This is a genomic window from Arcticibacter sp., assembly GCF_045629565.1.
Classification (GTDB): domain Bacteria; phylum Bacteroidota; class Bacteroidia; order Sphingobacteriales; family Sphingobacteriaceae; genus Arcticibacter.
The window spans coordinates 17,939-39,620 of sequence record NZ_JAZQRL010000101.1; the positions used below are offsets into that span (position 1 = coordinate 17,939).

At 43.7% G+C, this 21,682-nt stretch carries 16 protein-coding genes; 2 read left to right on the forward strand and 14 right to left on the reverse strand.

The features are described from left to right. Positions 1 to 145: 145 nt before the first annotated feature. A complete protein-coding gene (locus ACKI5J_RS13080) occupies positions 146 to 508 on the reverse strand; it encodes a helix-turn-helix domain-containing protein (protein ID WP_407429927.1) in 363 nt (120 codons plus the stop codon). 210 nt (positions 509 to 718) lie between these two features. Further along, positions 719 to 1,390 carry an OmpA family protein gene (locus ACKI5J_RS13085; RefSeq protein WP_407429928.1) on the reverse strand — a complete coding sequence of 224 codons (672 nt, stop codon included), beginning with the start codon at positions 1,388 to 1,390 and terminating at the stop codon, positions 719 to 721. 256 nt (positions 1,391 to 1,646) lie between these two features. On the opposite strand from ACKI5J_RS13085, the gene ACKI5J_RS13090 reads away from it, so the two are divergent. Further along, positions 1,647 to 2,372, forward strand: a complete 726-nt coding sequence (locus ACKI5J_RS13090) for a CPBP family intramembrane glutamic endopeptidase (RefSeq protein WP_407429929.1) — start codon at positions 1,647 to 1,649, stop codon at positions 2,370 to 2,372. Here the strand turns inward: ACKI5J_RS13090 and ACKI5J_RS13095 are convergent. From ACKI5J_RS13095 to ACKI5J_RS13110, 4 genes are read right to left on the reverse strand one after another with little or no spacing between them, the layout of a single operon-like run. After that, positions 2,359 to 3,576: an AGE family epimerase/isomerase gene (locus ACKI5J_RS13095; protein ID WP_407429930.1), complete on the reverse strand. Its 1,218-nt coding sequence runs from the start codon at positions 3,574 to 3,576 to the stop codon at positions 2,359 to 2,361. The two genes, ACKI5J_RS13090 and ACKI5J_RS13095, sit on opposite strands and share 14 nt — an antisense overlap. Further along, entirely contained in the window at positions 3,551 to 4,747 is a 1,197-nt protein-coding gene (locus tag ACKI5J_RS13100; protein ID WP_407429931.1) for a glycosidase, read from the reverse strand. The genes ACKI5J_RS13095 and ACKI5J_RS13100 overlap by 26 nt, the downstream gene beginning before the upstream one ends. 23 nt (positions 4,748 to 4,770) lie before the next feature. Then, positions 4,771 to 5,904, reverse strand: a complete 1,134-nt coding sequence (locus ACKI5J_RS13105; protein ID WP_407429932.1) for a glycoside hydrolase family 26 protein — start codon at positions 5,902 to 5,904, stop codon at positions 4,771 to 4,773. After that, positions 5,901 to 7,307 carry an MFS transporter gene (locus ACKI5J_RS13110; protein WP_407429933.1) on the reverse strand — a complete coding sequence of 469 codons (1,407 nt, stop codon included), beginning with the start codon at positions 7,305 to 7,307 and terminating at the stop codon, positions 5,901 to 5,903. Before ACKI5J_RS13110 ends, ACKI5J_RS13105 begins: the two co-directional genes overlap by 4 nt. A 205-nt stretch (positions 7,308 to 7,512) precedes the next feature. On the opposite strand from ACKI5J_RS13110, the gene ACKI5J_RS13115 reads away from it, so the two are divergent. Next, a complete protein-coding gene (locus ACKI5J_RS13115; RefSeq protein ID WP_407429934.1) occupies positions 7,513 to 8,385 on the forward strand; it encodes an AraC family transcriptional regulator in 873 nt (290 codons plus the stop codon). A 13-nt stretch (positions 8,386 to 8,398) separates the two neighbouring features. Here the strand turns inward: ACKI5J_RS13115 and ACKI5J_RS13120 are convergent, their stop codons facing one another. The 8 genes from ACKI5J_RS13120 to ACKI5J_RS13155 all read right to left on the reverse strand — a co-directional run bounded on the left by ACKI5J_RS13120 (position 8,399) and on the right by ACKI5J_RS13155 (position 21,672). After that, on the reverse strand, positions 8,399 to 9,634 hold the full coding sequence (locus ACKI5J_RS13120) for a glycoside hydrolase family 27 protein (protein ID WP_407429935.1): 1,236 nt from the start codon (positions 9,632 to 9,634) through the stop codon (positions 8,399 to 8,401). 164 nt (positions 9,635 to 9,798) lie between these two features. Further along, positions 9,799 to 11,934 (reverse strand): glycoside hydrolase family 3 N-terminal domain-containing protein, encoded by a 2,136-nt coding sequence (locus ACKI5J_RS13125; protein ID WP_407429936.1) that lies wholly within the window; start codon positions 11,932 to 11,934, stop codon positions 9,799 to 9,801. Between the two features lie 110 nt (positions 11,935 to 12,044). Further along, complete coding sequence (locus ACKI5J_RS13130; RefSeq protein WP_407429937.1) at positions 12,045 to 13,361, reverse strand: cellulase family glycosylhydrolase; 1,317 nt, start codon at positions 13,359 to 13,361, stop codon at positions 12,045 to 12,047. Positions 13,362 to 13,414: 53 nt separating this feature from the next. Next, entirely contained in the window at positions 13,415 to 14,482 is a 1,068-nt protein-coding gene (locus ACKI5J_RS13135) for a cell shape determination protein CcmA (RefSeq protein WP_407429938.1), read from the reverse strand. A gap of 30 nt (positions 14,483 to 14,512) precedes the next feature. After that, entirely contained in the window at positions 14,513 to 16,093 is a 1,581-nt protein-coding gene (locus ACKI5J_RS13140) for a RagB/SusD family nutrient uptake outer membrane protein (protein ID WP_407429939.1), read from the reverse strand. A gap of 17 nt (positions 16,094 to 16,110) precedes the next feature. Continuing rightward, complete coding sequence (locus ACKI5J_RS13145) at positions 16,111 to 19,305, reverse strand: SusC/RagA family TonB-linked outer membrane protein (protein WP_407429940.1); 3,195 nt, start codon at positions 19,303 to 19,305, stop codon at positions 16,111 to 16,113. A gap of 150 nt (positions 19,306 to 19,455) precedes the next feature. After that, on the reverse strand, positions 19,456 to 20,187 hold the full coding sequence (locus ACKI5J_RS13150) for an ABC transporter ATP-binding protein (RefSeq protein WP_407429941.1): 732 nt from the start codon (positions 20,185 to 20,187) through the stop codon (positions 19,456 to 19,458). Positions 20,188 to 20,193: 6 nt separating this feature from the next. After that, positions 20,194 to 21,672 (reverse strand): DUF5687 family protein, encoded by a 1,479-nt coding sequence (locus tag ACKI5J_RS13155; protein ID WP_407429942.1) that lies wholly within the window; start codon positions 21,670 to 21,672, stop codon positions 20,194 to 20,196. Positions 21,673 to 21,682 lie beyond the last annotated feature (10 nt).

Here is a 21,682-nt window from a genome sequence, read left to right on the forward strand (position 1 = left end):
TATTCATTCAAGTGTGGGCATATGGGAACGCCTCCTGGTGCAGTGATCTGAGAATCACAATGATTCTACCAGGCAGACAGGATTTTAATGAAAAGGAAACTCTTGCTTCTTAAAGTGTCTCCTGATAGATTCGGGTTAGGTGCCCCTACATCGCCATGAAAACCTGATCTTGTTTTAAAAGATTATAGCTTTTGAGTAATTCAGCGTACTTTTTTTTCCAATAATCGCCGTCTTTGGCAACCGGTTCTGCTTTTACGGGTTCCGATTGCTGAAGTTCTTGATTTTCAAATACGAAGTCTTCGCTTTTGAAAATATGAGGTAGCTCAATCGAAAAGTCATGTTTGGTTATAATTCCGATACGGTAAATTATTTCCGGCCGCAAATTCGGCTGATTGAACCAATTGTAAACAGATCGTCTGTTCACTTTCATTAATCGAGATATATCACTAATTGAGTGGCCGTCCCGTCTGATTACCTTTTCAACAACTTGTCCGTGATGATTTGCCATGATAGAACTATTTTGATCAAATTTACAGTTTGGAACTTTCCGTTAATATTCGGTAAACACCTATTTTTTCCAGATGTAATTACTTAGTTATCAAAACGTAATAAGGAGAAGGAAAGTTTTACAATGCAGTTATCGCGATGACTACATAACAAAAATCCCCTGTCCGGTAGCCGCACAGGGGATTTTTGTTATGTAAAAGTGAATTCAGACTTATTGACCGCTCTGACGAGCCTCATTCTTCAGTTGGTCGTTCGCAACAATCACGATCTCGACTCTTCTGTTTTGTGCCCTTCCTTCTTCCGTACTGTTATCTGCAATAGGTTCAGTCTTCCCTTTTCCGGAAATAGTAATACGAGATGCGCTTACTCCATTTGCAACAGCCAACGACTTAACTGACTGAGCGCGTTTCTCAGACAATGTATAGTTGTAAGAATCAGAACCTACGTTATCAGTGTGTCCTATCACCATAATGTTTGTTTCTGGATTATTCTTCATAGTTGCGGCAAGGCTTGCAACATTGGATACGCCAGCGCTTTTCAGGTCAGATTTATTAAAGTCGAAAAGAATTCCATCGGTAAACTTAACGATCAAGCCTTCTCCCGTTTTAATAACCTCGGCGCCAGGGACGTTTTGTTGAATTTCTTCTGCTTGGCGATCCATCTTCCTACCAATGAATGCACCTGCTGTGCCCCCTATAGCACCGCCGATAATAGCACCAACTGCAGTGTTACCGGCTTTTTTTCCGATTATAGCTCCCAAAGATCCGCCTGCTGCTGATCCAATAACCGTTCCTTTTTGTGTTTGAGTCATCTGACTACATCCAGATATTACAAATGACGCCGCAGCAATCATAACTGTGTAAGTAGCTAATTTAATATTCATAATCATTAATATGTGTTTCTTCTTACGTTCAAATATGGTGCCATTAAGCAACAATCGCCACTCAGGTGTTTCTACGCAGTTCCACCTGTATTTCTTCGCAATCCCCATGAGTATTCGGCCTGTTCTGTCTTAAATTCTGGACATATTTTGACACAAACATAAGTAATATACCGGGATCGAAACTTAATTTCATAAAATTTAACATGGTCGTCGATATAAATTTGAATTACCTTTGCCACTTGTATAACTCCTAGAAATGATTGCTTCATCATACCTGTTAAGCGCGTTGTTACAATTCATCATTGTCCTCCCCTTTTTATTCTTTGGTAAAGCAAAGTTCGAAAAAACCGAATATCGTTTCCTTGGCATTTTTGCACTGATGTTTCTTCTTTGGTCAGTATTAACCAATGGCTTTGGAAATATCATAGTAAATGAAAACCAGACATGGAACTGGTTGGGAAAAGTGGCGGGCCTGCTTTTAGGGGTGTTCTTTGTTTACAGAAATAAACTTATATCTAAAAGCGAGATTGGCTGGACAATTAAGCTCAAAAAGGGTACTGTAATGCCCGTCATTTATACTCTGCTATTGGTTCTTCTTGCTCGCCTGATCATCTACCTATCCTTCGAAAGAGTGAATCCTGACTTTGATTTGGAGACTTTGATATTTCAGGGTTCTCTTTCCGGCTTTTGCGATGAACTGATTTTCCGCGGAATTTTGCTAGCCTTATTGAACAAGGTTTTTGTAGCAAAAGAAGATGTTTTCGGGTATTCCCTGAGCTTCGGCATTCTGATTAGCTCACTACTCTACGGCATCAGCCAGGGCTTCATTCTTCAGGAAGGTTATCATTTACAGATTAACCTGATCAGAATATTCTTTGGTTTCCTTCTGGGACTAATTGCAGCCTTAGTAAAGGAACGGTCTGGAAGTCTTCTCCCTGCTGTGATCTTTCATAATGTTTGGATGCTGATTACGAACCACTAAAGTCGGCCAACCTCTTAATCATTTCAAGACAAGCGCGGCTGTTGTGATATGGACATTTCCACATACCCGCCTTATCCTCCGTTTTCATAACCTGACCATTTTCATCCCGCCCCCATACCCATTCTCCGTGTAATGGATCTAACAGGTATGCTTTTACATAATCCCAGACACGAAGTGATGCATGTAGAAACCGCTTATCACGCGATATCTGCCAAGCATTGAAGAAACCAATCATCGCTTCAGATTGCACCCACCAATGCTTCTCACCGAGCAAATGTCCACTCTTAGGGTCAAACTCATAAAACATTCCCCCATCTCTGTCGACTCCTTCTAATGAAGAGCAGGCCATATGCACAGCAATATCTATGACGGTCTGGATTACTTCTGGATCCTCTATAACTTCCGCTGCTTCCAGTAATAGCCATGATGCCTCAATATCATGTCCAAAAGAGATTGCTGAGGATTTTACGATCCAGTCTTCGTCCATGAACAAGTTAAGGTGATAGTTGTCCTGTCGAATAATATGTTCTAAGAAATTGTTAATCAGGTTTAAAATCTGTCTCCTCAAACCCTCATCCTTCCAGCTTTTATACAGATTTGTGTATGCTTCCAGAACATGAAGATGAGTATTCATCGTCTTCTTCTCATTTGCATCTTTTTCACTTAAGCGAAAATCAGCTATTTCCGACCAGTCCCGGTTAAATGCCTCGAAATATCCTTTCCTTTTCGAATCGAAGCTATGCTGCTCCAGATCACGATAGAGTTGTATGGCGAGCGCTTCGGCACCAATACTGCCGACAGCACGAGAATATTCGGCTAAAGCATAGATCATAAATGAAATGGCGTACACTTGCTTTCTCGTGTCCAAGGGGCGTCCAGCGGCGTCTACAGTCCAATAAACACCTCCAAAGTCCTTATCAATGAAGTGGTTGGAAATATAGTTAAAAGCCCTATCGGCCTGTTCCAGATACTCGTCATTTCCAAAGCTATTGTACCCCGCAGAGAACGACCATAATATACGGGCATTCAAGACCGCACCTTTAGGTGATTCGGGATAAATATTTTGATGATGATCTATCTTCCCTACAAAGCCGCCCTCAGGATCTACTGCCGAGTCGATCCACCAGGTGAGGATGTTAGCAAGCTCTTCTTTCAGCTCGAGACGGTAACGCGTAAAATCAATTTCGGACATCAGACTTTCCATGAACAAACTCCCTGTTTTTTTGAATAATACCGAGAACTGCTTGAACAGAGCTCGCTGAGCAATATCCATCTTCGGGCGTATTAACTACATAGTCGATCAACTGCCCGATAGTAGTGGTAGCAACGTGCATACGCGTATCCGAAGAGGCGTAATAAATAAAAACGTTTCCATTGTCTTCAGCAATCCATCCGTTGCAGAACAAAACGTTTGAAACATCTCCAATGCGCTCATCACCTTCGGGAGCGAGAAAATATCCTCCTGGACAGTGAATAACTTTGCCGATATCATTTAGATCGGTCATGAACATGTATAGGACGTATCGCAACCCCGCAGCAGTGTTCCTTACACCATGCGCAAGATGCAGCCAACCCACACTGGTTCGTATAGGCGCCGGCCCTGCCCCGTTCTTAGCCTCGTAAACGGTATGATATACTCTTTTGTGGATGATCACCTCATTTTCAATAACCGGATTTTCAATAGACTTTGAAAACCCAAGACCGATTCCCCCACCTGAACCTGCCTCAATAAAGCCATCCTGCGGTCTCGTATAAAAAGCGTACCAGCCATCTACCAACTCAGAATGAAGCACCACATTCCTTTGCTGGGGAGAAGGCGTCTTAAGATCTGGAAGGCGCTCCCAATTAATAAAGTCTTTCGTACGGGTTATACCACATGCGGCAACGGCCATCGACTGATCATGTTCCGAAGCCGATGGATCTTTCCGTTCTGTACAAAATAAGCCATATATCCACCCATCCTCATGCTGGGTGAGCCTCATATCATAGACATTTACATCTGGCTCATCTGTCTGGGGCAGAAACACCGGCTCTGGCCAGAAGATAAAGCCATCTGTACCATTTTTGCTCTCAGCGACAGCGAAAAATGACTTACGGTCTGCACCCTCCACCCTCGCAACCAGTATATATTTTCCTCTCCACTTAATAGCTCCCGCATTGAAAACTGCATTGATACCAAATCTTTCCATCAAATATGGATTTGTCTCCTCGCAAATATCGTATCGCCAGAAAATAGGTGTATGTGCTGCCGTAAGGACGGGATATTTATACCGATTGTACACACCGTTGCTGTGTACAAACTTTTCGTTCGGCCTGCTTATTAGCTTTAGGTAAGCGCCCTGCAGCTGCTCTAATCTTTCTTCAAAAGGATCCATTATCGGTGATTCTTAGTACAATATCATTTATAAAGACTTAGGGTGGTCACATCACCCTGGAGTGCCATTCGTTGGTTATTAACGAGCTTAAGAAAGTCAGGAGCTGAAGGGTGTCCTGGATAGGGGGCATAGTAATGATAATCGTTTTGATGTGGTCTGAAGCCCGCGTTACGCCACATCAAAACAAAAGAAACGGGTTCGTTACTAATGGCAGGGTAAAGAATTTCCGTCCACCATGTAGGATCAGGGATCGCTTCATAACCGGTCTCTGCCAGTGCGATCAGCTTACTTTTAGTCTTCGCCAGACCACTGATAATAGCCATCTTAGACTTTGTATGCGCTATATACGCCAACCCATTTTCTTTAGGTCCAAATTGATAGGCATCAAAACTCAGGATGTCTGCATAGTTATCTCCCGGATATCTTTCCAGGAACTCCTCCGGGGAGGCGAAGTCTGCAGTATTATAGACATAGATGAGATGGTGTACTTCACTTTTGGATCTTAAATAGTCAAACGTATAAATCCATAATTTTTTAAAGTCTTCCGGACTGCATTGCTTCTTTCCCCACCAAAACCAGCTTCCAGTTAATTCGTGAAACGGACGAAACAGAATCGGGACAGGTCTTCCATCTGAGCCCTTAAGATCCTTCATAAACACAGCAACCCTATCCAGCCACTCATTATAAATACTGTGTTTCTCTCCTCCAGGAAGGATTTTTTGCACAGCTCCGGGTACTGTATCCCAGGATGACTTGCCGGTAACCGGATTATCAAGATGCCAACTGATCGTATTGACGCCTCCTCTATCGTAAACCGCCCGGATATAATCTTTCATCTTACTAAACGGAACAGAGTCGATATTTACCGAAGAGCCATGCTCAATTCCACCAATATCCCAGCCATATAATGCCGGATGCTCACCCGTTATATCCTTTATATCGCTGCGACCATCCTCATACTTCCAGCCGTACCCATAAGCGAGTGCATCCTGATGTCCGAATAGTATCTTCGTATCCTTCAGTCGGAATAAATTTTTAAAAAGCCTTTGCGTTTCTATGCTAGCCGTACGGTCAGAGAGTTGCTGTGCCGACGCTTCCCGGCAAATACTAAGCGATAGCAAGGCTAAAATCAGCTTACCCATAATTGGTCGAATCATATTTCAAGCTCTATGTGACTGTTTCTTTTTTCCTCCAGCTCATTTTCTATGCGTTGTAGCTTGTCTTCGGTTAGCGGATAAAACGCAATAAATGCTACTGAAAGAAGAGTTCCTATGGCGGGCAAAAAACTGAGCATTAGTCGTATGCCTAACTGGGCCGATTCAGTTTGTTCTACATTGGCTTGAAAGCCGTAGTAACCTAAGAGCCAGCCGGTAGCTGCGCCACCTATAGTCCAGCCAAACTTTTGAGACATGGACGATGAAGAAAATATTAGTCCGGTTGCTCTTCTGCCATTCTTCCATTCTGAGTAATCAGCAATATCCGCATACATGGACCATAGCAATGGAAAAATACACCCGGCGCATACGCTGATAAGCAACTGGAATACCATGATCCACATCACATGTTCACTCGTAAACAGATAAAACAGCAAGCTCAGAACTGTAGCAATCGACATCACAAGCAAAAAGGTGTTTTTCTTCCCAATCCTGGCAGATATAGGAGTTGCCATTATCACGCCAATGATGTTAGCAGCCTGTCCCAATACAAGATATAAGGTTGTGAGAGACAGGTTTATCTGCGTAGTGCCAAACTCAAAATCGAAATTACTGTCCCGACCGATATAGTATTTAAAGTAGAAAGCTGCTCCCCCATCCCTTATAGAATTAAATATCAATGCAGAAATCCCCGCTCCGAGCAATATCCACCATGGCCTGTTCGAAAGCAAGTTCTTCATGTCCTCCTTCAAATCCTGACCATTTTCATTAACCGGTCGTACTCGTTCTTTTGTCCAGGAGAAGCACAACCAAAAGAAAACGGATGCAATGGCCGCAAATATCACGATTGAAAAAAACCAACCTTTTTGCGGGTTTGATTCTCCACCAAGCACATCGGTGAGAGGCTCTATAAGTGCCAGAGCGAGGAGGCTTCCTGCAAACGCAAACACCATGCGGTATGATGACAATGCTGTACGCTCCATTCGGTCAGAAGACATGACTCCCATTAACGAAGCATAAGGTACATTTATAAGCGAATAAATCATCATCATCAGGGAATAGGTTATATAAGCATAAATCAGCTTCCCTGACTCACTGATTGATGGTGTATAAAACGTAAAAACAGCAATCACCGCAAATGGGATTGCTACCCATAAAAGATAAGGCCTGAATTTGCCCCATTTGCTATTGGTTCGGTCTGCAATCACTCCTACGACAGGATCGCAAAATGAGTCCCAAATACGCGTTATCAGAAACATAGTACCGGCAGCAGCAGCGGAAATTCCAAATACGTCGGTATAAAAAATAAGCAGGTACATGCTGAATAGCTTCCAGAACATGGACGATGCCGCATCACCAAGACCATAACCGACTTTTTCTTTAAATGATATTTTTTTTGAGTTCATTAGCTTGGCTGCTCTTAATTGGTTATAAAATCAAATGTAAGGTGAGTGATACGCTTATACCAATACTTTTTTAGCTTATGAAAATGAATTCTTAGCCTATGATATATAAAATACCAATCTGCATTCAGAAAGGCGTTTAATAACGTGCCTATTATGTATCTTCGAGTTCAATACTATTTTATCAACTAACCTTATAAATGCTGGTATGAACGGGATAATGAAAGAAATTACTCCCCTGACTTCAAACGATTGTTTCACGATCTTTTCGCGTGTAAAAAAAGAGTTCAACTTCCCTCTTCATTTTCACGAAGAGTTCGAATTAAATCTGATATTAAATGCCAAAGGCGCAAAGCGAATTGTCGGCGATCATATCGATGTTATAGATGATATTGAGCTTGTACTCGTTGGATCAAACTTAAACCATGCCTGGTTTACCCATCAATGCGAAAGTGAAGAAATTACCGAAGTTACTATTCAATGGCACAAAGATCTTTTCGACGAAAAGCTCCTTAAGCGGAATCAGCTTCGCCTTATCAGGCAAATGCTCGAACGTTCAATGAAAGGAATCGCCTTCTCTGCCGACACAATTAAAAACATAAGCCCCCGGATATTATCCTTAAACCAAAAAAACGGATTTGATTCAGTGATGGAACTCATCAGCATACTACATGACCTTTCATCCTCGAGGAACATGCGTACGCTGTCTGATAGTTCGTTCAGCGATTTCCACCAGCCCAGCAATAGCCGAAGAGTCGAAAAAGCATTTGAATACCTGAACAACAATTACGACAAGCCGATCAGTCTGAAAGAGATCGCCAAGTTGGTAAACATGACTGAAGTATCCTTTAGTAGGTTCATTAAAAAAAGAACGGGAAGTACTTATATAGATACGCTGAATGAAATACGCCTGGGACATGCATCCAGGATGTTGATCGATACAACCCACTCCATCGCGGAGATCTCATTCAATTGCGGCTTCAACAACATTTCCAACTTCAATCGCCTGTTCAAGAAGAAAAAGAACTGCACTCCTAAAGAATTCAGAGAAAGCTTCTCAGGGAACAGAATCTTCATATAATCAGTGGCGGTTATCAGTTTGGGCTGAGACGAAGCATAAGCACGTCGTGCGACGGTACGGTTGTCTTTAGCGGCCTATTAGTTGTCCCTAGTTCTTTCTTCGTCCAGAGATTTCTGATTTTGTATCCGCCCAACTTTTTACCAAGATCCCTTTTAGCCAGCGAATCCTGAACAAGTTCTTTGGTCCAGTCGAAACTTACCTCCTGCGCGTTATCATTTCTGTTCAAAAAGCAAACCGCCCACTTTCCATCCTTCAAAGGCTTAAACCACGTTTCAAGCTTGTCTTTGACACTGTACTTAAATCCCTGCACTCCCAAGGAATCCTGATTAATAGCGATTACCTCCTTGTTCGTCAGGATACCGATAGTCTCCTTATTCATAGAACGAAGATCATTGCCTGCAATGAGTGGAGCGGCGATCATCGCCCACATACTGAAATGAGCCCTATCTTCATTCACCACCATACCATTACCCACTTCCAGCATGTCTGGATCGTTCCAATGACCGGGACCGGCATACTGTCGCAAACCCTTTTGTTTATCCAGGATTTGCATGACACCGAAAGACTTCCATGTGCCGTGATCTTCTATACAATCAAAGCAGTTAAAAATATCGCCTGTTGTACGCCAGAGATGGCCAACCGCCGGCCCCCATTTCCAAGGCTCATCATTACCCCATTCACAAATACTGAGCACCATTGGCCTACCGGCATTCTTAAGCGCTGCCGCAATTGTCTTATAGGCCCCCTCAGCCTTCAAGCCCTCCGTATTGCACCAGTCATATTTCAGGTAGTCCACGCCCCATTTGGCATAAGTTAACGCGTCCTGAAATTCGTACCCCCTACTTCCTGGTCTTCCTCCGCATGTCTGAGATCCGGCATCTGAGTAAAGCCCCATTTTCAGCCCTTTCGAATGAATATAGTCGGCAAGCGCTTTCATTCCTGATGGAAAACGCTCGGCGTCCGGTTGGATAAAACCAAGACTATCACGGTCTCCATGCCAACAATCGTCCAGATTAATGTACTCATAACCCGCATCACGCATGCCCGAGGACACCATGACGTCTGCGATTTCCCTTATCAGCGTTTCATTGATATTGCAGGCAAACTTGTTCCAGCTATTCCAGCCCATCGGGGGAGTCAGCGCAAGACCGTCGAATTTCGTATAATCCTGTATATAGTTATTTCCTTGTGCACCAGCTTCAAGAGCCGAAAGAACAACCAAACAGAGAGCAATAAAAAGCTTTTTCATCTTCATGATTTAAATGAATACATCTTAGGCATCTTGTACTAAAACAATACATATGGGTAATTTTTCAATTTCAGAAAGACACTCCCCCTTACGCTTTTTGCATGAACTGACTATTATAGCTACAGACATTAAAGTAATCATGCCAAAAATTCGGCCTGCAATCATTACTGGAAGTTAAACGAAGCGTTCAATCCTCCTACAGAAAGCTTAAAGGCTCCCGGCTCTGTTACGCGCTGCAAATCACTATTAATGAATGAGATATCCTCAGATGTTACATTAAAAGTAAGTTCCCTCGACTCGCCAGGTTTAAGGTCAACCTTTTTAAAGCCGCGGAGCCGCCTCACTTCCGGAGTAATGGAGGCTACCAGATCACTTACAAAAAGTAAGGCTGTTTCTTTCCCGGCAACCTTCCCGTTATTTGTCACAGTTACGCTGACACGAAGAGGGCTGCCAGCCTTCAGCTCTGAGGAATTAAGTTTCAGACCCGAATAGACAAAAGATGTGTAGCTTAACCCATGACCAAATTCCCATTGAGGATTATAACCTGCGGCAGGATCGAATTCTGAAGTCTCTGTATGCTTATGATAATAATTTGTCAGACTATTGGTATGCCGGGGGTATGTATAGGGAAGCCTTCCACTAGGATTAATCACACCGGCCAGAACATCAGCTACTACATTACCACCTTCATTTCCGAGAAGGTAAGTATGCAGCACCGCTTTACTGAATGGTTCTATCTCAGAGATTACCCGGGGCCTTCCTTCCGTAAGCACATAAACCACAGGCTTTCCAGTGGCGGCAAGTGCCTTAGCTAATTCTATTTGAGATGCAGATATAGTAAGCGCATCAATATTTCCGGGGGTTTCAGTATAGCTGTCCTCCCCGATACACAATACAATCACATCTGCTGATGACGCTTTGCCAACAGCGTCTTTTATACCGCTCGCTTCAGTGAACGTCGAGCCTCCAGAATAAGCTACATTTTCGGAACCAAATACCGATGCAATGGCCTCCAGGATAGTGTTCTTTCCTCTTTCCGTTTCATCGGAATTGGTTCCCTGCCAGTTACGCGCCCACCCGCCATTTAAAGCTCTCATACTGGCAGCTGAAGGGCCGGTAACCAGAATCTTCGTACCTTTTCTGAGCGGAAGCAGCTGAGCTTCGTTTTTCAAGAGTGTAATACATTCAGCCGCCAAGTCATAATTAAGGCGATTATGCTCGGTACTATTAAACAACGGATAGTCATTCGCATCTCCCACAGGCTGCTCAAACAAACCTGTCTCATATTTAACCTTCAATATTCGGCTCACGGCATCGTCTATACGGCTCATGCTTACCTTGCCTTCCCTTACCAGCGCAATCAGGTCATCACAGAAGGTGAAGTCTGTCGGAACCATGCTCATGTCTATTCCCGCATTAATGGCTATCATCACGGCTTCTTTGTTATCAGCCGCAACCTTGTGACGTTGATACAGGTACTGAATATCCTGCCAGTCGCTGACGGCAAACCCTTTGAAGCCGAGCTCGCCTTTCAAAATATCCGTCAATAGATGCTTACTGGCATGAACGGGCACACCATTGATTTCCCCACTGTTCACCATTACAGTCTTTGCCCCTTGCTTTATGGCAGCAGCAAACTGTGGTAGAAAATACTCCCGGAGTTCGCGTTCAGGTATCCATGCCGGGGTACGGTCATGCCCACTTAGTGGCATGCTATAACCCATATAATGCTTTAGACAGGAAGCAACATGATAGCGGTCAATAATCGCAGCGCTTCCTTCGTAGCCTTTAACGACCGCATTCCCCATTTCTTTTACCAGATAGGGATCTTCTCCGTAAGTTTCCCAGATACGCGGCCAGGCCGGATGCCTGCCCAAATCAAGAACCGGACTGAAATTCCACGGGATAAAGGCCGCCCTGGTTTCATAAGCTGCTATTTCTGCAGCCTTCGCCGCCATGGCCACATTAAATGATGCCGCCTGAGCGATTTGCTGAGGAAAAAGCACAGCTTCAAGAGTATAGTTATTTCCCCGTATAGCATCGATGCCATAAAGCACAGGAATTTTCAGCCGCTCCTGCAAAGCCAGCTTTTGGATAGTCTCAATCCTCTTCTGCCAAAGCGACAATGTTTGTGCATCTCCACCAACATTAAGCATGGAGCCTACCTTGTATTTCTGAATCGCAGTTTTCAATTTTGCCTCATCAAAGACATGCGGTTCAACAGGTACTCCATTAGCCGTTTTAAGAAACGCCTCAATGCTGATTTGCGTCATCTGCCCCACCTTTTCTTGGAGCGTCATTTTAGACAGTAGAGTATTTATGTTTCTATCTATTAATGCAGGAGACATAGTGCTTTGTGATTTTACTGTAACAACGACTGCAAACATGCAAGCTGTAAGGATGTGCTTCTTCATGAATTTTTTTGTAATAGTGTATCTGCAAACGATTTGATAAGACTCCATGTAGTGGCATCGCTATCGAATATGGAATTAAGTCCTTGCTCTTCCTGAGGCGGGTCTCCCATAAAGTCATCTCCTTCCTTCCAAAACAGCTGACCTTCCCTGGGCCTGGCCATGCCTCCGAAAGACCAGATATTGCAACCCGAGATAACATCTCCAGTCTCATGACTCCTACGTAGCACAGAAAAGACTGCTTTAAAGTATTGATCCCTGGCCGTAGTTGCGCCGGCAGGCGAAAACAAATGCTGATCCCTTGGTAATCCGAACTCTTCGATTACCATCGGCTTCCTAAGTGCGCGGGCTATACCCACATGCCGGGATATATATTCGTCTGATCTTTTGATGACTTCCTTAACCTGCGCATTTATATCGGTGCCCTTAAACCATTGCCAGTTTTTTGGCCAGATATGAACAGTCAGATAGTCTACCTGAGGCGGAGTATGGATCTCTCTAAACAGTTCAGCCGATTCATCAGTACCCATTATGCCCTCTGTTCCTATCGTAACGAGATGGTTTTTATCCTTGCTTTTAATATACGAAGCTACAGAAGATGTCCATCTTTTGTAGTCCTCAACAGCCGAGGTACGCATCGGACGTGGCTCGTTGGCCAGCTGCCATGCCATAATTGCCGGATCATGAATATAAGGGCGCCCAGTATACTTGTTTACGCGATTCATAATAAAGTCTACCTGCTTTAGATAAGCCTGCTTGCAGGGCTCACAACTGTAAAACATACTGGTGTTATCTCTTAGTCCGTCCCAGCTCATTTTACTCTGCATGGTAGAATCAGAAATTTTCTTGTTCCAATTAAGATATTGGAGAAATCCTCCACTCCATTCCCAATTATTGCTCAGATACAGTACAGCCACCATATCCCTCTTAGCCATTTCAGAAAGGAGATAGTCCAGTCCCCGCAGAATGTCCGGCTGAAATCTTCCTTGCTCCGGCTGCAAGCTGGGTCTAAGTCTCTCCACTCCGTTCACCAGTCCGTACCCCTCCGAACCAGCCAGCACCCGTAAATTATTCACACCCTGTGATTTCAAAAAATCCAATTCCTTTTTTACCCGCTCTTTTCCCTTAGTGCTATCCTTACCAATGGCAAGCATCCCTCCATACCAGTAGTTGACGCCAATAAAATAGTACGGCTTATTATTACGTATAAACTGATGACCTTGCCGGGATATGAACCCAACGTCCTTTGCTTCAATAGCGCAAAACGCAAATGCCATCATAACAATGAGTGAGAAAACCTTTCGTTTACAATGCATAGTACTAGTTTAGAGAAGTGACGCCTGGCTAACCTAACCAAGCGTTGGGGTCACTATTTAATGAAAATTACATCATCAAAGTATAAAACTTCATCCTGATTGTCGGGACCCGGTATCCAGAAACCAAGTTGCTTGAATGCTTCACCTTTCTTCCACAACTCCAGATCAGACAACTTAATCTTAAAATAGGTCCATTCATTAGCGGGCACAACAATTGGAGCCGTGCGGTCTGAATTTCCGTAGCCGCCTGCTCTTTGGTCGCCCGTGATATAGAACGTTTGTGTTTCCACCCCTCCTTTAACCCAGAACGACAAGAATTTATAATCGGGAGAGAAAGCAATTCCAGGATCCCAGTTAGCGAACCCATTAGCGCTCCAGTTACCTTTCACATAGGTAGCTTTGAAAGACTTAGTACCCGACTTCGCTACAGCGGATGACACATCTGCTGGCCCCCATGACCCGTTTACGAAGCCGTTTTGATAGTCTTCAGTAAATATCAGGAAAGCGTTCTCTACATTCACAAATTCCTGAGTAGTCGTAATCGTTCCAGCTTCATTTGTAATGTCAAGTTTCGACTGCGCAAGCACCGTTGCAGGCATCTTCAAAGTAAGAGAGGTCGCCGTTTTGGCAACAACCTCTACTTCCTGCTCCTGCCCCTGGAGCACCACCTTAGACACATCTGCCAGGTTTTTACCCATAACAATAATCTCTGTACCTGGAGTGTAGTTATAATTCGAAACTGTCTGCACGGTAGGTAATCCCAAGACATTAAACAAAGCTTTGAACTCAACTCCTTTACTGTTTTTGAAAATGATGTTCTGCTCGCCGGGAACCGCATCTACCGGTATCCGAAAAATAAGTGCGCTTTCCGTGTTAAAGTTAGGATTGAATGCCGCCGTAACACTGTCCGCTTCAAACATGATACTGGTTATTCCACCTATTCCACTACCTGTGATAGTAAGCACCTCATTTCCAGCCCCTTTTTCAGGAGCTATAACATCAACTCTTGGATTAGATGATGCCTTGCTACCAGCATTATCTTCCTTTTCGCATGATGACAGCGCCAGTAAAACAGGCAATATCAAAGTCACGGAAAAGCATGTTTTAAAGAAATTTTTCATAATCTGGTTATTAGCACATTTCGCGTATGGTTATTTATAATAGGGTACCGCCGGCTGTAGCAGCTGCGGATCCGACACGGTTTCCGACTGCGGAATTGGCAGAAATAGCTGGCTTTCAGAAGTTAGTTTAGCTGATGCGCTATTGATGCCGCTTCCGGTATAAGAACCTCTTTCCTGAGCTTCTATGATTTGTTTTGCTCTGGCAAATCCTTGTCTCTGAATATCGAACCAGTAATCACCTTCATAAGCAAACTCCGCCCTTCTTTCTTTTAGGATAACATCCTTTGTCAACACCGTTACCGGAACGTTATCAAAGTTACCGTTCCGGTTATGTACCTGATTAAACGCTGCAAGAGCAGATCCGTCAGTGGTTGATGCAGCATCGCCCAGCACTGCTTCGGCATAGATTAAAAGGACATCTGCATATCGGAGGATATACGTACATATATCTGATGAACCATTATCACTAAGCTTCTCGCCATTTGAACCCGTACCTACAACATATTTCAGTGAATTCGCCCTCGTTCCATTTCTCAATGTGGTGGTCGTCTCATACTCCGTACCGGTAGTATCATATTTAAAGCCGTTAGGGAAATTGACGTTTTTCCAGTCTGCTCTCGTAAAACCATGTTCCATATTCGACCACTGCCTTCTTTTATCATTGGGAGCATAGGAGTTCAATATGTCAATTGTAGGATACACAGATGAGTATCCGGTATTAAAATCCGGCTTTAAAAGTGTTGATGGGGCAGCATAAGCATTTACGGCATTAGCAAACCCATATCCACCTTCAGCTATCCATTGAAGTGCAAATAAAGACTCCTGATTATTGTTAGCGGTAGAACTGGTAAACATCTTTTCATAGTCGGGATACAAGCTATATTGGCCAGAAGCCATTACTTCACCGGCAAACTTCTTTGCATTCTCAAAATCCTTTTGATATAGATAAACCTTAGCCATCATACCGGCTGCAGAATTACTCGATACACGTCCAACCTGATAAGGTGCAGCTGGCAGATTGTCCTTCGCATATTGGAAGTCTTCCAGAACGAACCGAAGCACATCCGCTTGTAGGTAACGGGGAATGTTGTAGTCACCTGATCCAGCCAGCACGACGGGATCCTCAACAATTGGTACGTCTTTAAAGATTCTCGCGATATAAAAATAGGCCGCTCCACGAATAAAGCGACACTCCGCGATTGCCAGATCCAGATGGGGGGCATTCGGTGTGGCCGCCTTCTTTTGTTCGAAGGTCTTCAGCAACACTGTAGCAGTACCCGCCACTTTGTACAACGACCTCCAGGTACTGGCAACAAGACCGTCCGTACTTAGTACTGTAAAATTATTAAAGCTACCTCCATCATAGTTTACACCAGTTTCCGTTAGCATATTTCCGCTCAGCGCCTCCCCAATCGAGTGAAACGCTTTATCACTATAGTCATACCAGACCGAATTGTAAAGATATCCGGTCGCAGCGTAGACTTCCTCAGGAGTGTTGTAATAGGTCTCCAGGGTGGGATTATTTTCCGAAGGTTGATTCAAAAAATCCTTTTTACAGGATACCAAAACCACAAGGGTTAATACTATCAGGCTCAGTTTATATTTTTTCATTTCTCAGGTTTTAGTGGTTAGAACTGAACGTTTGCTCCGATTGTAAAAGTTCTTGGCGTGGGATAATGTCCGTTGTCCACATTCGGTGTCAGCACACTTTTGTTAAAAGAACCTATTTCAGGATCATACCCGCTATACTTGGTGAAGGTGTACACGTTCTGAGCAGAGAAATATACCCTTGCAGAAGACACCTTTGCTGGTTGCAGCCATTTAGATGGCAAATTGTAGCCCAGTGAAATATTCTGGATTCTGAGATAGGACCCGTCTTCTATATAACGGTCGGAGTTTCTTGTATTGTTGCTATGCCATCTGTTAACAAAACGTGGCATGTCAGAATCTGTATTACTCGCCGAATACCTGTTCAGCACTGAGGTCAGCTGATTCACGAACGGATCGTACAATGACTCTGAGTATTTGCGTGTCCAGTTATAAATCTTACCCCCCTGCACTCCTTGTAGAAAAAAGGAAAAGTCGAACCCTTTAAACTGAAACGTATTCGTTAAGCCATAGGTGAAGTCAGGGTTTGGATCCCCGATAACGGTCACATCCTCACTCCCAATCCTGCCGTCGGGCACACCATCCGGTCCACTGATGTCTTTATATCTGACATCACCTAACCACATCCCCGTAGGACCGACTGCGATCCCCCAGTCCGTTCCGTTGTTCAGCTCTGCCTCGCTGCGGAATAACCCGTCGGTTACATAGCCATAAAATGTACCGACAGCACCACCTGCCTGCGTAATATTCACTACAGACGCTGATGTAAAGTCCTGCTCTGCACCTCTCAATATTGCGCTCTGAGAATTCAGGCTAACCAGTTTATTTTTATACTTGCTAAAAATCAGGTTCGTCTTCCAACTGAAGCCCTTACTCTGAATATTGTAACTGGTTATCCCTATGTCTATACCGCTGTTGGTCATTTCGCCCGCATTTGTAACTGGCGGCTCGATGTCCTTATATGCGTTCGCCGGTGGATTTGGATCCAATCCCGCGAATACAGGTAAAGTCGTCGATAGGATCATATCTGTCGTCGTTTTCTTGTATATATCGACGGTAACTTCAACGTTTTTATTTAGAAAGCTAGCATCGATACCACCGTTTTGCGTGGTAACGGATTCCCAACTCAAATCAGGATTGCCCACGTTAGCCGGGATTCCTCCTCCGCCAAATGGCGAGATGCTGAACAACCGTATGTTCGTGGAATATGCATTTTGAACGGGCGAGTTTTGGTTCCCCACCGAGCCTACCCCTGCTCTGATTTTTAAATAATTAATAAATTTCCAATCTTTGGCGAAAGGCTCATTCGTTACTGTCCATGCAGCAGATCCTGCGGAGAAGTATCCTATTCGCTTATTAGGGCCAAAACTTGAAGCACCGTCCCTTCTTAAAGATCCGCTGATAGAATATCGTCCGTCAAAGGTGTAAGTCGCCCTTCCGAAATACGACTCCATACTCCAATTTCCCTTATTCCCATTTGTTCCGGAAGGAAGAATGGTTCCCGCGTTGATCGACATAAGATTCTGTTTCAAGTCTGTGGCTGAAACAAACTGATTATCGTAATGCGATGCCTGGGCTTCGTGACCGAGTACTGCGTTTACTGAATGCTTACCAAAGCTGTTATTAAAAGTCAGATAATTACGCAGAGCCCAGTAATAGCTGTTATTACGCTCCTCTCTTAATTTGCTGGGTGATAATATGGTTTGTCCAGTGGTACTGTTTGAAATCTTCGGTTGAAACGCATGGTTCTGTGACAACTGGAAATCATAGTTCACTTCACTTCTATATTTCAAAAATCTGGTAAATCCAACTTCAGCATAGACGTTTCCGAAACCTTTACTCTGAACCGCGCCGACATCACGCAACATAGCCGTCGCAATCGGATTACCGTTAGCATTTCCAAAAGTATTGTTGCCCAAAGAGCTTGTTGTAATGAATTGTCCGCTGGCGTCACGTATAGGAGTAGCGGGACTGTTATAAAGCACGATTGTTGTGGGTGTCTCTGTTCCGTCTGTCAGTGTAATCTTTTGGTCACTCCTCGAAAGGTTCGCACTTACACCAGCTTTAAGCCAGCTTTTTACCTGATGATCTACGGCAATTCGTGAAGATAGCCTTTCAAAGCCTGAGCCAAGTATTGTCCCTCCCTGGTCAAAATAGTTCAAAGAAAAGTAATGTGTCGTTTTATCATTACCTCCAGAGAACGACAGTTGATGGTTTTTAATCTTCCCTTCTTGAAAAAGCGCGTCCTGCCAGTCTGTACCAGCTCCAAGAAGTAAGGGATTTGCAAACTCACCGATCGCATTTAAAGTACTGCCAGGGGAGGCCGCCTCAATTTCCGGGATCAGTGAATTGTAATATTCTGCATACTGGCGCAAATTCATCACATCCAACTTTTGCGGTACGTTTTGAAGGCCGTAATATACGTCATAGCTAATCTTACCTTCGCCGCTCCTTCCTTTCTTGGTCGTAATTAAAATCACTCCATTGGCACCTAATGATCCATATATAGCTTGCGCGGAAGCATCTTTCAGTATGTCGACTGATTCAATGTCGTTCGGGTTCAATGTTGACAAAATGCTTTGGGAAGACTGGCCCGCCTTACCTCCCAACTGATCCTGGGCGATACTATTGCTGGATGTGAGAATGGGAATACCGTCCACCACATAAAGCGGCTCGACATTGTTAACAGAGGTAATGCCCCGGATCCGCACCGAGACGCCTCCTCCAGGCTGACCGCCATTGTTTGTAATGGTGACCCCAGACACTTTACCCTGCAATGCCTGATCAAGCCCTGCAACCGGAAGGTTTTTAATATCCTTCTCTCCGACAGAGGCAATAGAAGAGGTAACATCAGATCTTCTGATAGATCCGTAACCTACCACCACCACTTCGTTAAGGTTGGTATTACCGTCAGACAGCGTAATATTTACTGTCGTCCTACTTCCGATTCGCGCTTCTTGCGGGCTCATCCCTATGAAAGAAAAAATAAGGATCTGACCGCCTTCAGGTACAGTGATCGAATACTGGCCTTTACTATTTGTGGTAGTTGCTGCCCGAAAGTTCTTGACCGTTACGGACGCGCCCGGAAGAGTTGCTCCCACTTCGTCTGTAACAACGCCCTTTATAACCCGCGATGGGGGTTGTGCAAACGTGTTTAGACAGAAGCCTGAAATCACAAATAGTAGCGAAACCGCTCTTTGTATAACTTTTTTCATGGCAATCTATAATTAGTTAGTTTACCAAAAGTATATTCAAAGGCAATTAAAAGATAATATTATTTTAACTATAAATACCTCATTATTATCTATGTGTCACGCCTCAGCGAAATGAAGCATAAAAAAGAACTCATGCCACATGATACTATTTTAACTGGTCTCTGTACTTTTAAAACTCTCAGAGCGTTGCACCGAGAAGTACTTTTCTAACTCCCCGAGCGTGTTGCTGTCGGTTTGAATGTCCTTAATGATTTTTCCTTTCTCCATCAGCAAGATGCGCTGACTAACCTCTGTCACATGATTTAGGTCGTGGCTCGACACAACGGTAGTACATTTCGAATCCCGTTCTATCTGTTTAAGAATACTTTTTAATCTGATCTGAGTACTGGGGTCTATATTGGCAAAAGGTTCATCCAACAGGATAATTTCCGGTTGTTGAATAAGGCAAGCTACTACTCCCACCTTCGTCTGATTCCCTTTCGATAGGTCGCGGATATATTTCTTTTTCCCGAGAATTTCGTCATTAAAAAACTCCCTGTAAGCTTGAAGCTTTAAATCGATGTCACTTCTTGAGATCTGGTAAAGTGATCCTATATAATAAAAGTATTCTTCAGGAGTCAGGTAATCTATCAGAAACCCCTCATCCAGATACGATCCAGTATAATCTTTCCAATCATCCGTTTCAGATACGTTATAGTTTTTTGATATCACCTCGCCACTATCTTTGCGTATAAGATCCAGTATAATTCTGAATAAAGTGGTTTTGCCCGCCCCATTGTTGCCAACAAGGCCTATAGACTCTCCAGCTGCGATGCTTAAATATGGAATATCTACAACAGTTACACCGTTATATGTTTTCTTTAAATCTCTAATCTCAATCATGATTGGTTATTCGTTTCTAAAACCTTCTGCAATAGTATATCGCTTTTTATTAAACTCCTGTACCAGTAAACCTAGCCAGTAGTTGCGTGTGATCAGCAACGCAATACTGCTCAGAGCCAAAAGCAGTATTCCCCACATCTGCAGACCGAAAACACTAAAAGGCAGAAAAATCACATATGGCAGGAAAATCAGTGGAATGCTCAATATCCATTGAGACGCTCCAACGCCCTCCCAATTAAAAGAAGACCCCTTAGTCAAATCTATTCGCTTATAGTTACGGGTAGCAAAATATAACACTATTAGCGTATTCACACCGATATTCCAAAGAAACATCACCGAATGAATCAGTAAAACTTCCCAGCCAAAATACACATAAGGGATAGTCAGAATATAGGCAACAATAGAGAAGCAGTAAAAAAGAATAAATTTCGACCGAAAGAAATCAATCGCTTTCACCTTTTGTGCCATAATGCCGTCGAAATGACTTGACTGCCAGCCAAACATGAACTGACCATAGTTGATGATGAATATTCCCGTCATGAACATACCCACAAAAATTTTCCAGCCATACCCGCTACCGTATGCCGGATTCGTATAGATAAGCAACCCATAAAACATCATCAGTCCGCATATTTTAAGGGAAGCTCCTGGTCGTTTGTTTCTCATTATGAGCTTGAGCTCCGACGCGGCAAGCTCACCCGCTATCCCGAACCTGTTGAACAAAGCGATATCGGTGCTCGACTTCTCGCCCGAGCGATCAGAACGGAGCTCGTCCAAATAGAGGTTGTTCTTTAAAAAGCTGTAATTAATCAGGAACATAACCATTGCCAGGACTGCAGGCGCAACGCTCCATAAAGGCCTGGTGTAAATACAGCTAAAAAGATATCGGGATATATCTGAGAAGGATATTACTTCCCAGTGAAAGTCGAGCAGCGCAAGGACAACCACAATCACCACAAAGGCCAGAAGAAACCAACTGTTAATGTTCACCTTTCTCTTAAACCAAAGGCTGAAGAAATGATTGAATAAGGTGAGGGATATGATAGAAACCAAGTATCCTAAAAAAATCGCCGCTCCGTGATAGGGAAGCACCTGCTTCAGCAAAAACGGCAGCGTGAGCAACAGGGGCGCTATATTGAAAGGCGTCCATAGCGAACACACACTCAAGTAGTTAACTATTTGTCGCCTGGTCACTGGCAACGTCAGATAAGGCCTGACACTAAGAGTTGGCAGTTCCTGAAGTTGAAAGCGTGTGAGTATATCCATCAGGAAATAGTAGAGAAGAATTCCATTGAAGGCCGAAATAACTGTTTCAGACGGAAACAACTCATCCAGTATCTCATCCAGAAAAAAAGCTACGAAAATTATATTCAGGAAGAGGTAGAGAGTCAGAAAAGCCATTACCACTCTCACAGCAACACTCTTCCCAGTATTCTTTGATCGCCAGAACGCCTTCCACTGATGCTGGAAAAATGATAAGGTCATATCTACAAGG